Source organism: Cellulosimicrobium composti, from assembly GCF_009711085.1.
Taxonomy (GTDB): domain Bacteria; phylum Actinomycetota; class Actinomycetes; order Actinomycetales; family Cellulomonadaceae; genus Cellulosimicrobium; species Cellulosimicrobium composti.
In genome coordinates this window covers 1-14,353 of record NZ_WMKA01000043.1, presented here as the reverse complement: position 1 = coordinate 14,353, position 14,353 = coordinate 1, and the positions used below count along the sequence as shown (strand labels likewise).

General features: G+C 75.6%; 16 protein-coding genes. 11 read left to right on the top strand and 5 right to left on the bottom strand.

Annotated elements, in window-relative coordinates; translation table 11 throughout:
* The 4 genes from GJV82_RS19530 to GJV82_RS15280 all read left to right on the top strand — a co-directional run.
* The coding region (locus GJV82_RS19530; protein ID WP_225873394.1) for an N-acetyltransferase at positions 1-631 on the top strand (631 nt) is incomplete at its 5' end.
* A 39-nt stretch (positions 632-670) separates the two neighbouring features.
* Positions 671-1,063, top strand: coding sequence for an ArsR/SmtB family transcription factor (locus GJV82_RS15290; RefSeq protein ID WP_155099827.1), 393 nt, complete (start codon positions 671-673; stop codon positions 1,061-1,063).
* The gene (locus GJV82_RS15285) at positions 1,060-1,716 is read left to right on the top strand and encodes an SRPBCC family protein (protein WP_115943048.1); all 657 of its coding nucleotides are present in this window, start codon (positions 1,060-1,062) and stop codon (positions 1,714-1,716) included. Before GJV82_RS15290 ends, GJV82_RS15285 begins: the two co-directional genes overlap by 4 nt.
* A 109-nt stretch (positions 1,717-1,825) precedes the next feature.
* Positions 1,826-2,647, top strand: coding sequence for a phosphatase PAP2 family protein (locus GJV82_RS15280; protein WP_155099826.1), 822 nt, complete (start codon positions 1,826-1,828; stop codon positions 2,645-2,647).
* A gap of 2 nt (positions 2,648-2,649) precedes the next feature.
* Here GJV82_RS15280 and GJV82_RS15275 read toward each other — a convergent pair whose 3' ends face one another.
* Positions 2,650-3,465 carry a CPBP family glutamic-type intramembrane protease gene (locus GJV82_RS15275; RefSeq protein ID WP_115943046.1) on the bottom strand — a complete coding sequence of 272 codons (816 nt, stop codon included), beginning with the start codon at positions 3,463-3,465 and terminating at the stop codon, positions 2,650-2,652.
* Between the two features lie 62 nt (positions 3,466-3,527).
* Between GJV82_RS15275 and GJV82_RS15270 the strand changes: the two genes are divergently transcribed.
* Positions 3,528-4,751, top strand: coding sequence for an acyltransferase family protein (locus tag GJV82_RS15270; RefSeq protein WP_318657702.1), 1,224 nt, complete (start codon positions 3,528-3,530; stop codon positions 4,749-4,751).
* A gap of 58 nt (positions 4,752-4,809) precedes the next feature.
* Here GJV82_RS15270 and msrA read toward each other — a convergent pair whose 3' ends face one another.
* A complete protein-coding gene (msrA, locus tag GJV82_RS15265; RefSeq protein ID WP_034603345.1) occupies positions 4,810-5,484 on the bottom strand; it encodes a peptide-methionine (S)-S-oxide reductase MsrA in 675 nt (224 codons plus the stop codon).
* A gap of 125 nt (positions 5,485-5,609) precedes the next feature.
* Positions 5,610-6,404 (bottom strand): SDR family NAD(P)-dependent oxidoreductase, encoded by a 795-nt coding sequence (locus GJV82_RS15260; RefSeq protein WP_155099824.1) that lies wholly within the window; start codon positions 6,402-6,404, stop codon positions 5,610-5,612.
* A 191-nt stretch (positions 6,405-6,595) separates the two neighbouring features.
* Between GJV82_RS15260 and GJV82_RS15255 the strand changes: the two genes are divergently transcribed.
* The 3 genes from GJV82_RS15255 (at position 6,596) to ilvA (ending at position 10,481) form a co-directional block, all read left to right on the top strand.
* The gene (locus GJV82_RS15255; protein WP_318657701.1) at positions 6,596-7,837 is read left to right on the top strand and encodes a cystathionine gamma-synthase; all 1,242 of its coding nucleotides are present in this window, start codon (positions 6,596-6,598) and stop codon (positions 7,835-7,837) included.
* A gap of 80 nt (positions 7,838-7,917) precedes the next feature.
* Positions 7,918-9,219, top strand: coding sequence for an AI-2E family transporter (locus tag GJV82_RS15250; protein WP_318657700.1), 1,302 nt, complete (start codon positions 7,918-7,920; stop codon positions 9,217-9,219).
* Positions 9,216-10,481 carry a threonine ammonia-lyase gene (ilvA, locus tag GJV82_RS15245; protein WP_318657699.1) on the top strand — a complete coding sequence of 422 codons (1,266 nt, stop codon included), beginning with the start codon at positions 9,216-9,218 and terminating at the stop codon, positions 10,479-10,481. Before GJV82_RS15250 ends, ilvA begins: the two co-directional genes overlap by 4 nt.
* Positions 10,482-10,558: 77 nt before the next feature.
* On the opposite strand, the gene greA is transcribed toward ilvA, so the two are convergent.
* Together greA and GJV82_RS15235 are read right to left on the bottom strand one after the other, a co-directional pair.
* Positions 10,559-11,041: a transcription elongation factor GreA gene (gene greA / locus GJV82_RS15240; protein ID WP_024839446.1), complete on the bottom strand. Its 483-nt coding sequence runs from the start codon at positions 11,039-11,041 to the stop codon at positions 10,559-10,561.
* 307 nt (positions 11,042-11,348) lie between these two features.
* A complete protein-coding gene (locus GJV82_RS15235) occupies positions 11,349-11,783 on the bottom strand; it encodes a DUF4307 domain-containing protein (RefSeq protein ID WP_155099822.1) in 435 nt (144 codons plus the stop codon).
* Positions 11,784-12,041: 258 nt separating this feature from the next.
* Between GJV82_RS15235 and mca the strand changes: the two genes are divergently transcribed.
* Genes mca through GJV82_RS15220 form a run of 3 tightly spaced genes read left to right on the top strand, consistent with a single transcriptional unit; the run spans position 12,042 to position 14,127 of the window.
* Positions 12,042-12,923, top strand: a complete 882-nt coding sequence (mca, locus tag GJV82_RS15230; RefSeq protein WP_155099837.1) for a mycothiol conjugate amidase Mca — start codon at positions 12,042-12,044, stop codon at positions 12,921-12,923.
* Positions 12,920-13,318 (top strand): hypothetical protein, encoded by a 399-nt coding sequence (locus GJV82_RS15225; RefSeq protein ID WP_155099821.1) that lies wholly within the window; start codon positions 12,920-12,922, stop codon positions 13,316-13,318. The genes mca and GJV82_RS15225 overlap by 4 nt, the downstream gene beginning before the upstream one ends.
* Before the next feature lie 2 nt (positions 13,319-13,320).
* A complete protein-coding gene (locus GJV82_RS15220; RefSeq protein ID WP_318657698.1) occupies positions 13,321-14,127 on the top strand; it encodes a carbon-nitrogen hydrolase family protein in 807 nt (268 codons plus the stop codon).
* Positions 14,128-14,353 lie beyond the last annotated feature (226 nt).

Here is a 14,353-nt window from a genome sequence, read left to right as displayed (position 1 = left end):
CGCGCGGCCGCGGCGGGAAGCGCCGGTGACCGAGCGGGCCGGTGCCCCGCCCGCGCGGGACGCGGGTGCCCCGCCCGCGGGCGACGCCGCCCCGGTCGGGCTCGTCCTGCTCGACGCCCGGCCGCCGGCGGAGCGCGCCACGCTCCTGGCCGGTGCGCTGCGGCTGCGCCTCGGGCCCGGGCAGGAGGCGTTCGTGCCGCCCGCGGCCGACGTCGTGGCCGCGGCGCACGCCGATCCCGACCGCCACCTCGTGGTCGCCCGCCCGCCCGGCGGCGACCCGGTCGCGCTCGGCGTCCTGCACCCGGGCGGCGCGCCCGCCGAGGTGGTCGCGCTCCTCGGCGGGGTCGGTGCCGACGACGTCGTGCTCTTCCGGGGCTTCCTCGTCGACGTCGCGTCGCAGGGCGGGGGAGTGGGCTCGCGCGTCGTGAGCCTGCTGCCGGGCGTCGTGGGGGACCTCGCGCGCGTGCGGGGCCGGGCCACGCCGTTCGCCGTGCTCGTGCTCACGGTGAACGACCGCAACGCGGCGGGCCGTCGTGCCTACGCGCGCACCGGGCTCACGGACTGCGGGGCCTACCTCGGCGGGAGCGCCGGGCCGCAGCGCGTCATGGCGCGCGACCTTCGCGTTCCATAGGTCTTGACTTATATAAGCAACGGGTGAAGCGTGGTGGGCATGGAAGCGTTCGACGTCCTCGGCGACCCCGTGCGGCGGCGGATCCTCGAGCACCTCGCGCGCGGCGAGCGCCCCGCGGGGGAGATCGCCGACCTCGTCGGCGCGGAGTTCGGGATCAGCCAGCCCGCGGTGTCCCAGCACCTGCGGGTCCTGCGGACCAGCGGGTTCGCGACGGTGCGCCCCGAGGGGACGCGCCGTCTCTACGCGCTCGATCCCGACGCCCTCGACGCGGTCGAGGACTGGGCCGCGGGGCTGCGCCGGTTCTGGGAGCAGCGGCTCGACGCGCTCGGGACCGAGCTGGCCCGCGGCGCGCGCGGACGCCGCAGGGCGGCGGCCGCGGAGGCCGCCGAGGACGACGAGCACCCGACCGACACCACCAGGAGGACGGCATGAAGGACTTCATCGCGGAGCTCGAGGCGGCGCGCCGCAGCGTCGGGACGGGCTCGCTCCCGGCGGGCGAGGCCCGCGTCATCACGATCGAGCGCACGTACCCGGCGGACGTCGAGGACGTGTGGGACGCCGTCACCGACCCCGAGCGCATCCCGCGCTGGTTCCTGCCCGTCACGGGCGACTTCCGCGTGGGCGGCGCGTTCCAGGTCGAGGGCAACGCCGGCGGCGAGATCCGCGCGTGCGACGCGCCGCGGCTCCTGCGCCTCACGTGGGTCATGGGCCCGCCGACGCCGGAGGACTCCTCGGTCGTCGAGGTGCGGCTCGCACCCGCGGACGGCGGCGGGACGACGCTCACGCTCGAGCACACCGCCGTCGTGCCGCCCGAGATGTGGGACCAGTTCGGCCCCGGGGCCGTCGGGGTCGGCTGGGACGGTGCGCTGCTGGGGCTCGGGCTCCATCTCGACAGCGGCGAGGCGCTCGACCCGGCCGCCGTCCTTGAGAGCCCCGAGCTGCGCGCGTTCAACGTCGCGAGCAGCGCCGCGTGGGGCTCGGCGCTCGCCGCGGCCGACGGCCTCGGCGAGGACGAGGTCGCAGCCCGCGTGGCCGCGACGACGGCGTTCTACGTCCCCGCGGAGGACACCTCCGCCCAGGGCTGACGCGGCCCGTCCCGTGGCCCGGGTGTCCCGCCCCGGGCGGAGGCGCCGGCGCCGGAGTCCGCCGTGGGGCGGATGTTCACCCGCGGTTCACCCGGCATACCCTCGTCCGGTGACTGTGCCCGACTCGTCCCGAACCGCGACCCTCACCCCACCCCGCACCGACCCCGGCCTCGCGCACGAGGCCCCGCCGGTCGCTGGACCGGACGCGTCGCCCGGGCTCGCGGGGCAGGCGCTCGCGGCGCTCTCGTGGCTCGCGGGGGCGGCGCTCGTCGTGCTCGTCGCGCGGCTGCTGCGAGGCCCGAGCGAGGCCCTCTACCTCGCGCTCACGGCCCGCACGGCCGACCTGCCCGGCTCGGGCCTCGTCGCCGAGGGCGGCGTGCTCGTGCTCCTCGGGCTGTGCGCGGCGGTCGCGTGGCGGTCGCGCCGTGGCGGGCCCGCGGCCGTCGCGACGACGCTCGCCGCCGGGGCCGGGGCCGTGGTCGCGTACGCCGCGAGCGAGGCGGTCAAGTCGCTCGTCCGCCAGCCGCGCGGGTGCTGGGAGCTCGTCGAGGTCGCGCACTGCCCGGCCGTGGGCGACTGGTCGTTCCCGAGCAACCACACCGCGATCGCCGCCGCGCTCGCGACGGCGGTGGTCCTCGCGGGCGCGCCGGCCGTCCGCGCGCCGGGCGCCGTGCCCGCCCGGCACGGGTACCGGGCGCCGTGGCACGCGGTGCTGACGTGGGTGGTCCTGCCGGTCGTGCTCGCGGTCGCGGTCGCGGCGGCGCGCGTCGTCGAGGGCGTCCACTTCCCGCACGACGTCGTGGCGGGCGCGGCGGTCGGGGTGGCCGTCGTCGTGGCGACCGTGACGCTCCTCGCGGGTCCCGCGACGACCGCGGTGACCGCGGCGTGCCGGGTCGACGGCGTGCGGCGCGTGCTCCTCGCCGCGAGCTGAGGTCAGCGCGGGACGGTGACGAAGACGTCGAACAGCTCGGGGTGGTGGGCGTGCACGAGCACCATGAACACCACCACGTCGAAAAGCAGGTGCACCGCGACGACGTAGGTGAGGGACTTGCTCCAGGAGAAGATCCAGCCCTGGACGAGCGCGAACGGGACCGTGAGCAACGGGCCCCACTCGCGGTACCCGAGCTCCCACAGGAACGACACGAACACCGTCGCCTGCAGCAGGTTCGCCGTCCACAGCCCGAAGTGCTCGCGGTAGAGCGCGAACACGACGCACACGAAGAACAGCTCGTCCCAGATCCCCACCGCGTTGACCCCGACGAACAGGCGCGCGATCTCCTGCCCGCCTGTGATCTCGGGCCAGTTGCGGTACGCGCCCGACCCGATGAAGTAGAACGGCAGGATCAGGTACCCCGCCACGACCACCACGACGAGGTAGACGACCTGCCCGCGCGACCATCGCCGGCCGGTCGCCACGGGGAACCGGACCGCGTCCTCGCGGAACGCGAACCGGGACAGCGCCCAGGGCACGAGCACCGCGAGCGAGAGCACGACGGCGAACCGGAGCATCCCCGCGTCCGACAGGTCCGCCTCGAGCGAGATCGTCGAGATGATCGCCATCCCCACGGCCACGAGCGCGAGGTCGCGCCCGAGCCGGCGGTCGACGAGCAGCCCCAGCCCGACGCCGAGCACGAGCGGCACGTACCCGAGCGGGCGCACGTGGACCGCGAACAGCAGTACGGCGGCGCCCGAGACGAGGACCGCGGCGAGCAGCCGCGCGGGCGAACCGGTCGCCCACGGCGAGCGCACCGCGTCGGGTACGGGGGCGGAGGCGGGTGACGTCACCCGCACACGGTGCCATGATGCGAGGCGTGGAGCGACGGCCCACGCGGCAACCGGGGCGGCGCGGCGAGCTCGACGCGGTCCGGGCGGCGGTCGTCGCGGGACTCGTGCTCTTCCACGCCGCGCTCGTGTTCGACGCGCGCGACGACTTCTACGTGAAGAACGCGGAGACCACCGAGCTCACGACGTACGTCGTCGCGCCGGTCGTCGTGTGCGCGATGCCCCTGCTCTTCGCCGTCGCGGGCGTCGGGGCGTGGGGCTCGGTGCGGCGGCGCGGACCTGCCGGGTACGTGCGCGAGCGCATGCTGCGGCTCGGCGTGCCGCTTGTGGTCGCGCTCGTCGTGCTCCTGCCGTTCCCGCCGTGGCTGCGGGCGCGCGCCGACGGCACGTGGACCGGCTCGTACCTCGCGTTCTGGCCGCGGTTCTTCGCCGTGCGGCTCGAGCCCGGGGACTTCCCGTTCGTCCTCGACGGCGAGCACTTCGAGACCGGGCACCTGTGGTTCCTCGTGCTCCTGCTCACGTGGGCGTTCACGCTCGCCGCGCTCGTGCGGCTCGTGCGGCTCGTGCCCGGTGACGTCGCGCACCGCGTGCGCGAGCGCCTCGGGTCGGCCGCCGGAGGGCGGGGCGCCGTGCTCGTGCCCGCCGCGGCGGTCGGGGCCGTGTGCGCGGCGCACGAGCTCGAGGAGGGGTTCGCGGCGTGGAGCCGGTGGGCCTATTTGCTGTTCTTCCTCGGGGGCGTCGTCCTCGCGTCCGACGAGCGCGTCCGGGCCGCGGTGCGTCGCGACGCCGGTCTCGCCGCGCTCGCAGGGCTCGGCGCGTTCGCCGTCGGGATGGCGCTGTTCCTCGGGCCCGCCCAGGAGGTCGGCGCGTTCACCGGCGACGGCGCGGCGCAGCTCGCGTTCCGGATCCTGTACGGCGTCGCGGGGTGGTGCTGGGTCGTCGCGCTGCTCGGGTACCTGGACCGCTGGGGCGCGCGCCGTCGCGCGGACGGCGCCCGGACGGAGGAGGCGACCGCGCGGGGCGCGTGGCGCCGCCGCGCGTGGGCGTACCTCGCGGCGGCGGTGCTGCCGCTGTACGTGCTGCACCAGCCGGTCGTCGTCGCCGTCGCCCACCCGGTCGTGCGGTGGGACCTCCCCGCGCCCGTGAAGTACGCGGTGGTCGTCGTGCTCTCGTGCGTCGTGCTCCTCGCCGTGCACGACCTCCTCGTGCGGCGCACGCGCGTGACCCGCGTGCTCCTGGGGATGCGCGCCTGACGCACGACGGCCCCCGACCCGGCCGGGTCGGGGGCCGCTCGTCACGTCCGGCCCGGCGCTACGCGGCGCTCGGGAACGGGACGCCCGTGGTCGCGTGGCAGCGGTAGCCGTTCGGGTTCTTGTCGAGGTACTGCTGGTGGTAGTCCTCGGCGTAGTAGAACGGGCCCGCCTCGGCGGCGGGTCGCATCTCGGTCGTGATCGGGTCGTAGCCCTTGGCCTCGAGCACCGCGCCGTAGCGCTCGGCGGTCTCCCGGACCGCCCGCTCCTGCTCCGGCGTCGTCCAGTACACGGCCGACCGGTACTGCGTGCCGACGTCGTTGCCCTGGCGGAAGCCCTGCGTCGGGTCGTGGCGCTCCCAGAAGATCTTGAGGAGCTCCTCCTCGGAGACCTTCGTGGGGTCGTACGCGACGAGCGCCGTCTCTGTGTGCCCCGTGCGCGCGGTGCACGCCTCCTCGTAGGTGGGGTTCGGCGTCGTGCCGCCCATGTAGCCGACGGCGGTGCTCACCACGCCGGGAACCTGCCAGAAGATCTCCTCGGCGCCCCAGAAACAGCCCATCGCGAGGTAGAGCACGCGCGTGCCCTCGGGCCACGGGCCCGTGATGGACGTGCCGAGCACGGTGTGCGGGCGCGGGTTCTGCAGGACCGGGGACTGGCGCCCGGGGAGGGTGTCCTCGGGGGCGACCATCGTCGTCTTGCCGGACGAGCCGAAGATCGCGTCGAAGATCGAGTTCATCGCTTACCTCCTGAAGGGGCCGGGACGACCGGGGCGCTGGCCCACGACGCATCGTCCTGGCACGGGGTAGAACGCAGCAGGGGTGCCCGGTGTTCCGGCCCGCGTCGCGTGCTCGCCGCAGGCTCTCACGGGACGATCGAGTCGATGTACCCGCCGTCCACGCGCACCGCGGCGCCCGTCGTCGCCGAGGCGAGGGGCGACGCGAGGTAGGCGACCATGTGCGCGATCTCCTCGGGCTCGATGAGGCGCTGGAGCAGCGACTGCGGGCGGTGCTCGCGCATGAACACGCGCTGCGCCTCGTCCCACGGCAGGTCGTCGCCCACGAGCTCGCGCGCGAACGCCTCGACCCCGCCCGTGTGCGTGGGCCCGGCGAGCACGCTGTTCACCGTGACGCCCGTGCCGGCCGCCGCCTTGGCGAACCCGCGCGAGACGCCCAGCAGCGCCGTCTTCGTCACGCCGTAGTGGATCATCTCGGCCGGGATCACCACGGCCGAGTCGCTCCCGATGAACTGCACGCGACCCCAGCCGCGATCGACCATCCCGGGCAGGTAGGCGCGCGTCAGACGCAGGCCCGCGAGGACGTTCACCTCGAAGTAGCGGCGCCACGTGGCGTCGTCGATCGCGAGCGGGTCCTCGCTCGAGAAGATGCCGAGGTTGTTCACGAGCACGTCCACGTGGGGGACGGCGTCGAGCACGGTCGCGGTGCCCTCGTCGGTCGCGAGGTCCGCGGCCACGCCGAGCACGTCCGCGCCCGGCACGTGCTCGCGCACGTCCGCGGCGGCCCGCTGCGCCGTCTCCTCGGAGCGCCCGTTGACGACGACCGCCGCCCCGCACCCCGCGAGCGTGCGCGCGATCGCGAGGCCGATGCCCTGCGCCGAGCCGGTGACGAGCGCTCTCCTGCCGTCCAGGTCGATCCTCATCCAGGGGCTCCTTCCGGGTCGCCGGACGACGGTCGCCGCCCGCCTCCTACCGTGCCGCGCGACCGTCACCGCCGCCACCTCCCCAGCCGTCGACCGGCCCGCGGGCCGAGCATGTGGTCCCGGCCCGTCCAGGCAGCGGGACGAGCCAGAACCACATGCTCGGCGCGCGGGGCGCGCCGTAGGGTGGTCGGGTGACCACGCCTAGCGAGCACCCCGACTGGACCACCACCGGCTTCTCCACGCGCGCGATCCACGCGGGGCAGGACCCGGACGCGACGACCGGCGCCGTCGTGCCGCCCATCCACCAGGTCTCGACGTACAAGCAGGACGGCGTCGGCGGCCTGCGCGGCGGCTACGAGTACTCGCGCTCCGCCAACCCGACGCGCACCGCGCTCGAGGAGGCGCTCGCGGCCGCCGAGTCCGGCGGGCTGCCGTCGACGCCGGACGGGTCGCCCGCCGCGCGCGGGTACGCGTTCGCGTCGGGCCTCGCCGCGGAGGACACGCTCCTGCGCGCGGTGCTGCGCCCCGGCGACCACGTGATCGTGCCCGACGACGCGTACGGCGGCACGTACCGACTCGTCGCCCGGGTCTTCGGCCCGTGGGGCGTCGAGCACACGCCCGTCGACCTCACCGACGTCGACGCCGTCCGCGCGGCCGTGCGGCCCGAGACGAAGGTGGTGTGGGTCGAGACGCCGACCAACCCGCTGCTCGGCGTGAGCGACGTCGCGGCGCTCGCGGGCGTCGCGCACGAGGCCGGGGCGCTGCTCGTCGTCGACAACACCTTCGCGACCCCCTACCTGCAGCAGCCGCTCGCCCTGGGCGCGGACGTCGTCGTGCACTCGACGACCAAGTACGTCGGCGGGCACAGCGACGTCGTCGGCGGCGCGCTCGTCGTCGCGACGGGCGCGCAGCTCCCGGGCGGCCTGGCGTCGCCCGCGGGCGGGACGGACGTCGCGGGCGCGGTCGGCTTCCACCAGAACGCGTCGGGCGCCGTCGCGGGGCCGTTCGACGCGTGGCTCACGCTGCGCGGGCTCAAGACGCTCGCCGTGCGCATGGACCGCCACCAGGCGAACGCGGCCGCGGTCGCGGAGTTCCTCGCGTCGCACCCCGCCGTGACCGAGGTGATCTACCCGGGCCTCGCGACGCACCCGGGGCACGAGCTCGCGGCCCGGCAGATGCGGGGCTTCGGCGGCATGGTCTCGTTCCGCGTCGGCAGCGAGGCGAAGGCCCTCGACGTGTGCGCCCGCACCCAGGTCTTCACGCTCGCGGAGTCCCTCGGCGGCGTCGAGTCGCTCATCGAGCACCCGGGACGCATGACGCACGGCTCGGTCGCGGGCACGGCGCTCGAGGTGCCCGACGACCTCGTGCGCCTCTCGGTCGGCATCGAGGACGTCGAGGACCTCGTCGCCGACCTCGAGCGCGCGCTCGCCTGACGGCGAGATCCTGCGCACACCGCGCGAATCGCGCGCGCCGCTCCGCCCCCGGCGACGCCCCGCTCACCTAGGGTTTGACCGTGACCGCGCAGACCGACCACCGCACCCCCGACCCGCTGCCGCCCGGGCGCCCCGGCACGACGCCCGTCCCCGACTCGGTGCGCTCGGCCGCCGCGTGGTCGTGGCGCCTGCTGCTCGTCGGCGCGGCGATCGCCGCGGGCCTGTGGCTCGTCACGCAGCTCAAGGTGATCGTCGTGCCCATCGCGGTCGCGCTGCTGCTGACGGTCCTGCTCACGCCGGTCCAGCGCTTCTACGCGCGGCACCTGCGCATGTCGCGCGGGCTCGCCTCCGGCGCCGCGCTCATCAGCCTGCTCGTGGTGCTCGCGGGGCTCGTGACCGTCGCCGGGCAGCAGATCGTCGGCGGCTTCCAGGACCTGCGCGACCAGGCCGTGGACGGGTTCGAGCAGTTCACCGACTGGCTCGCCGAGGGCCCGCTCGGGCTCGACTCCACGACCATCTCGCACTGGCTCGACCAGGCCGGCAGCGCCGTCTCCGAGAACCAGGACTCGATCGTGTCCGGCGCGCTGGGCGCCGCGACGACCCTCGGCCACGTCGTCGCGGGCGCGCTCATCGCGCTGTTCTGCACGTTCTTCTTCCTGCTCGACGGGCGGGCGATCTGGTCGTGGGTCGTCGGGCTCCTCCCGCTGCGCGCCCGGGACCGCGTGCACCAGGCCGGCCGCCGCGGCATCGTCACGCTCGCCGCGTACACGCGCACGCAGATCCTCGTCGCCGCCGTGGACGCGGTCGGCATCGGGGTCGGCGCGGCGTTCTTCGTGCCCGGCCTCGCGGTGCCGCTCGGCATCCTCGTGTTCGTCGGCTCGTTCATCCCGATCGTCGGTGCCATCGTCACCGGCTCGATCGCGGTGCTCGTCGTGCTCGTCGCGCAGGGCTGGGTCCAGGCGCTCGTCATGCTCGGGATCGTGCTGCTCGTGCAGCAGATCGAGGGGCACATCCTCCAGCCGTTCCTCATGGGCCACGCGGTCTCGCTGCACCCGGTGGCCGTGCTGCTCGTCGTCGCCGCGGGGAGCTTCGCGGCGGGGATCGTCGGCGCGCTGTTCGCGGTGCCGCTCGCGGCCGTCCTCAACACCGTCGTGCTGTACCTGCACGGGCACGACAAGTTCCCCGAGCTCGGCACGGAGGACCGGATCGTCGTGCGGGGGAGCCCGCAACCCCCGGTGGTCGCGCGCGCTGAGGCCGACCTGCAGGTCGCGGGCGTGCGGCGTCGCCGGCCACGCCGCGAGCGGTCGGCCGTCGAGGACTCTCCCGTCGCCGGGCCCGAGGACGCGGGCGCGGCGGACGACGCGCCGGGAGGCGCGCGGTGACCCAGGAGGTCGCGCCCGTCACGCTCGACGACGTCCGCGACGCGGCCCGCCTGCTCGACGGCGTCGCGTACCGCACCCCGGTCCAGACGACCCGCGCGATCAGCGAGGCGGCCGGCGTCCGCGTGCTGCTCAAGTGCGAGAACCTGCAGCGCGCGGGGTCGTTCAAGGTGCGCGGCGCGTACGTGCGCATGGCGCGCCTGAGCGACGAGGAGAAGGCGCGCGGCGTCGTCGCCGCCAGCGCGGGCAACCACGCGCAGGGCGTCGCGTTCGCCGCCGGCCTGCTCGGCATCCGCGCCGTCGTGTACATGCCGGTCGACGCGGCGCTGCCCAAGGTCGCGGCGACGCGCCAGTACGGCGCCGAGGTCCGGCTCGTCGGCGCCGACGTCGACGAGACCCTCGCAGCCGCGCGCGCCGAGGCCGAGCGCACGGGCGCGGTGTTCATCCACCCGTTCGACCATCCTGACGTCGTCGCGGGCCAGGCCACGATCGCGCTCGAGATCCTCGAGCAGGTGCCCGACGTCCGGACCGTCGTCGCGCCGCTCGGCGGCGGCGGCCTCGTCGCGGGCCTGGCCGCGGCGTTCGCGCAGACCGCGCCGCACGTGCGCGTCGTCGGGGTGCAGGCCGAGCGCGCCGCGGCGTACCCCGCGTCGCTCACCGCGGGCGAGCCGACGACGGCCCGCATCGCCGCGACGATGGCCGACGGCATCGCGGTCGGCACGCCCGGCGCGGTGCCGTTCGGCATCCTGGCGCGGCACGGCGTCGAGGTCCGCACCGTGACCGAGGAGGAGATCTCCCGGTCGCTGCTCATGGTCGCCGAGCGCGCGAAGCTGCTCGTCGAGCCCGCCGGGGCCACCGGCGTCGCCGCGCTCCTGTCCGGGACCGCCGCCGTCGACGCGGGCGCGGCCGACCCCGTGGAGGGCCCGGTCGTCGTCGTGCTGTCGGGCGGGAACATCGACCCGCTCGTGCTGCTGCGCGTCGTGCGGCACGGCCTCGCCGCCGCGGGACGGTACATCCAGCTCCAGGTGCTGCTCGACGACCGCCCCGGCGCCCTCGCGCGCATGCTCGAGGCCGTCGCGGCCAGGCGCGGCAACATCATGCACATCGACCACGACCGCACCGACGTCGGCCTCGCGATCGGCGAGGCGTGGGTGCGCATGCAGGTCGAGACGAAGGGCCCCGAGCACTGCGACGAGCTCGTCGCGCACCTGCGCTCCGAGGGCTACCGCGTCGAGCGGAGCGACGGCGGCACGCCCCGGGTCTGACCGTGCCCGGACGCGCCGCGGCCCGGCACCTCCGGGGGAGGGCCGGGCCGTCGGAGCGTCCGTGCGGGCGAGGTGCGTCAGCCCTCGAAGGGCTTCGCGGCCGTGATCCTCACGGCGATCTCGTTGCCGTTGGGGGCGGTGTAGCTCGTCTCGTCGCCCACGGTCTTGCCGTCGATCGCGGCACCGAGCGGCGACGTCGGCGAGTACACGTCGAGGTCGGTCGTGCCGGCGATCTCGCGCGAGCCGAGCAGGAACGTCATCTCGTCACCCGCGACGACGGCGGTGACGACCATGCCGGGCTCGACCTTGCCGTCGTCCGGCGGCGTGCCGATCCGCACGTTGCGCAGCTTCTCGGTGAGCTCACGGATGCGGGCCTCGTTCTTGGCCTGCTCCTCGCGCGCGGCGTGGTAGCCGCCGTTCTCCTTGAGGTCGCCCTCGTCACGGGCAGCGGCGATGCGCTCCGCGATCTGCGTGCGGCCCTCGCCGGACAGGTGGGCGAGCTCGGCCTGCAGCCTGTCGTGCGCCTCCTGGGTCAGCCAGGTGACGGTGGTGTCGGTCACGGTTCGCTCCTTCCTTTCCATGGTCGACGGCCGGGTCGGTCGCACGGCCGTACGGGTGCGGGCAGCCGGGGCGCGTGCGTTCGCGGTGCGCCTGCCTGCCCGGGTCGGTGACGCTGACCGGGTGGCAGCGCGTAGGACTGGTCTCCCGCCGGTCCTCCGTGGGTGCCCGGTGGACGTGTGCCTGTCACGGGCACCTGCCACGGGCTCCACGCGGTGGGTGCGGGAATCCCTCAGGATAGCAAAGCACGAGGTACCGACGGCGCCGGCGCAGGTCGGCGCGGGCGCGCCGGACCGGTGGTGGACCCGGTCAGGGCACGACGCGGCACGACTGCACCACGCCCGTCGTCGCGAGCTCGGACGTCGCGACGCTCACGGTGTAGCGGGACTGGGCGGACTCGACCGGCCCGACCGTCACGTCGACCGTCCCGACCTGCGCGTAGCTCTCCGCGAGCGCGTCCAGCGTGCACGTCGCCGTGGTGCCCGGGTCCATGTAGACCTCGAACGTCACGTCCACGCGCTCCGGGCCCACGACGGTGAACCCGAAGTCCTTGTAGCGGACCGGCTCGTTCGCGTACCGCAGCCCGATGACGAAGGTCACGGCGAGGCCCACGACCGCCACGAGGACGATGCCGACGACCGCGAGGCGTCGGCGCCGCTCCGTCGGCTCGGGCCCGTACCGGCCCGCCGGCGGTCGCAGGGGCGCGCCCGGGCTCGGCTGCGGGGCGGTGGTCTCGTTCGTCATGGCTGCGGGTCCCGTGGTCGGTGCCGCCGCGCCCTGTCGCTGGCCCGGCGGCGTGCCGGCGGTGACCGGCGGTTCGTCAGGTGTGGGCGCGGTGGGGGATCATGTCCTCGACCCATCTTCGCAGAGCCCCGGCGCTCGTCGTGCACCCACGACGTCCGCGGCCGTGCGAGGAGACGCACGACGCACCCGGGAGGACCAGTGGCCGAACCCGCGGCCGGATCGACCACCCATCGCGAGCAGCCGGAGAGGCTCCGCCTCCTGGCCGTGCACGCCCATCCCGACGACGAGTCGAGCAAGGGCGCCGCGACCACCGCGCGCTACGCGGCCGAGGGCGTCGACGTGCTCGTCGCGACGTGCACCGGCGGCGAGCGCGGCGACATCCTCAACCCCGGCTTCGGCGAGGGGCCCGAGGGCATCGAGGGCATGCGCGCCCTGCGGCGCGTCGAGATGGCGGCCGCGGCCCGCGCGCTCGGCGTCCGGCAGCACTGGCTCGGGTTCGTCGACTCGGGGCTCCCGGAGGGCGACCCGCTGCCCCCGCTCCCCGAGGGCTCGTTCGGCCTCGTGCCCCTCGAGGAGGCCGCCGCGCCGCTCGTCGAGCTCGTGCGCGAGTTCCGCCCGCACGTCATGACGACGTACGACCCCACGGGCGGGTACCCGCACCCCGACCACGTCATGTGCCACCGCGTCGCGTTCGAGGCGTTCCACGCCGCGGGCGACCCCGACCGCTACCGGCGCGAGGGCGGCGCGGCACCCTGGTCGCCGCTCAAGCTCTACTACAACCACGACTTCTCGATGAACCGCATCCGCACGCTCCACGAGGCGATGCAGGGCGCGGGCCTGGAGTCCCCGTTCGGCGACTGGGTCGAGTCCCGGTCCGCGCGCGAGATCCCCGAGCGCGAGGTCACCACGCGCGTCCACGTCGCCCGGTACTACGCGCAGCGCGACGCCGCGCTCATCGCGCACGCCTCCCAGATCGACCCCGAGGGCTTCTTCTTCGCCATCCCGCGCGACCTCGAGGTCGACGTGTGGCCCTACGAGGAGTTCGAGCTCGCCGAGTCGCGCGTCCCCACCGACCTGCCGGAGGACGACCTGTTCGCCGGCGTCCGCGAGCTCGTCGCCGCCGAGGAGGCCGCCCGGTGAGCCCGACGACCTCCCTCCCGGACACCCTGACGCTCACCGGGGCCGGCGGCCCGGGCTGGGCCGCCGACGTCGTCGCCGAGACGGCCACCCCGAGCCCGTCCGACGACCCGCTGCGCGAGGACCTCGAGCCCACCGACGTCTCCCCGGGACTCGTCGGCTTCCTCGCGATCTTCGCCGTCGCGCTCGCCGCCGTCGGCCTGTTCTTCGGTCTCTCGCGCCAGCTCCGGCGCATGCGGCACAACGCCGAGGTGCAGGGGATCGGCGCCGACGGCCCGCTCGACGAGAGCGGGACCGACGACGCGACCGGCTCCGCGCCGGGCACCGGCGACGGTGCACCCCGTGAGGGCGCGCCCGGCGACGGTGCGCCCGGCGCAGGACCCGGCGGGCGGGACTGAGAGTGGGCGCCGGAGCGCGCGTCACGATCGGCCAGATCGAGGTCTCGGCCGACCACGCCGCGAACCTCGTGACCGTCGCCGCCGCGTTCCGCGAGGCCGCGCGCGTCGACGCCGACCTGCTCGTGCTGCCCGAGTACGCCGCCGCCTTCGAGCCCCGCGGCACCGGCGCCGAGCACGCCGAGCCGCTCGACGGGCCGTTCGTCACCATGCTGCGCCGCCTCGCGCGCGAGCACCGCGTCGCCGCGGTCGCCGGCACCCTCGTGCCCGGCAGCGCGCCCGGGCGCGCCGTCAACGTCGTCGTCGCCGTCGACGCGCACGGCGAGCTCGTCGGCACCTACCGCAAGGTCCACCTCTACGACGCCTTCGGGCACCGCGAGTCCGACCGGCTCGACCCCGGCGACCCCGCCGCACCCCCGCTCGTCCTGAGCGTCGGCGACCTCACGTTCGGGGTCATGACCTGCTACGACCTGCGCTTCCCCGAGAGTGCGCGGCGCCTGGTCGACGCCGGCGCCGACGTGCTCGTCGTCCCCGCCGCCTGGGCCGCGGGCGACCTCAAGGCCGACCAGTGGCGCACCCTCGCCCGGGCCCGCGCCATCGAGAACACCGCCGTCGTGCTCGCCGTGGGCCAGGCCGGCAAGGGCGTCATCGGACGCTCGCTGCTCGTCGGGCCCGACGGGCAGGTGGGGCTGGAGCTCGGCGAGCGGGCGGAGCTGCGCAGCGCGGACCTCGACCCGGGGGCGCTGGCGAGCGTGCGGGAGCGGAACCCGTCGCTCGCGAACCGGCGCTACACGGTGGTGCCGCGGGGCTGACGGGTGCTCGCGTCGCTGCTTCCGACGTGTTCCGGGCGGTGCGTCCCCCGGGGCGGTGCCTCCCGAGGGGCGGCGGCGGGTCTACCATCCGGCCGCTCGTTCCTCGCGGGCTCCCGCCAGACCCACCACGACCCGCCGCCGCCCCTCGTCCGGCACCGCCCCTCGTCGTGCGGCTCGCCTCGGGTCCGTGGCGCGCGCCGGTCGGGGCCGTGGGGCTTCCGCGTGC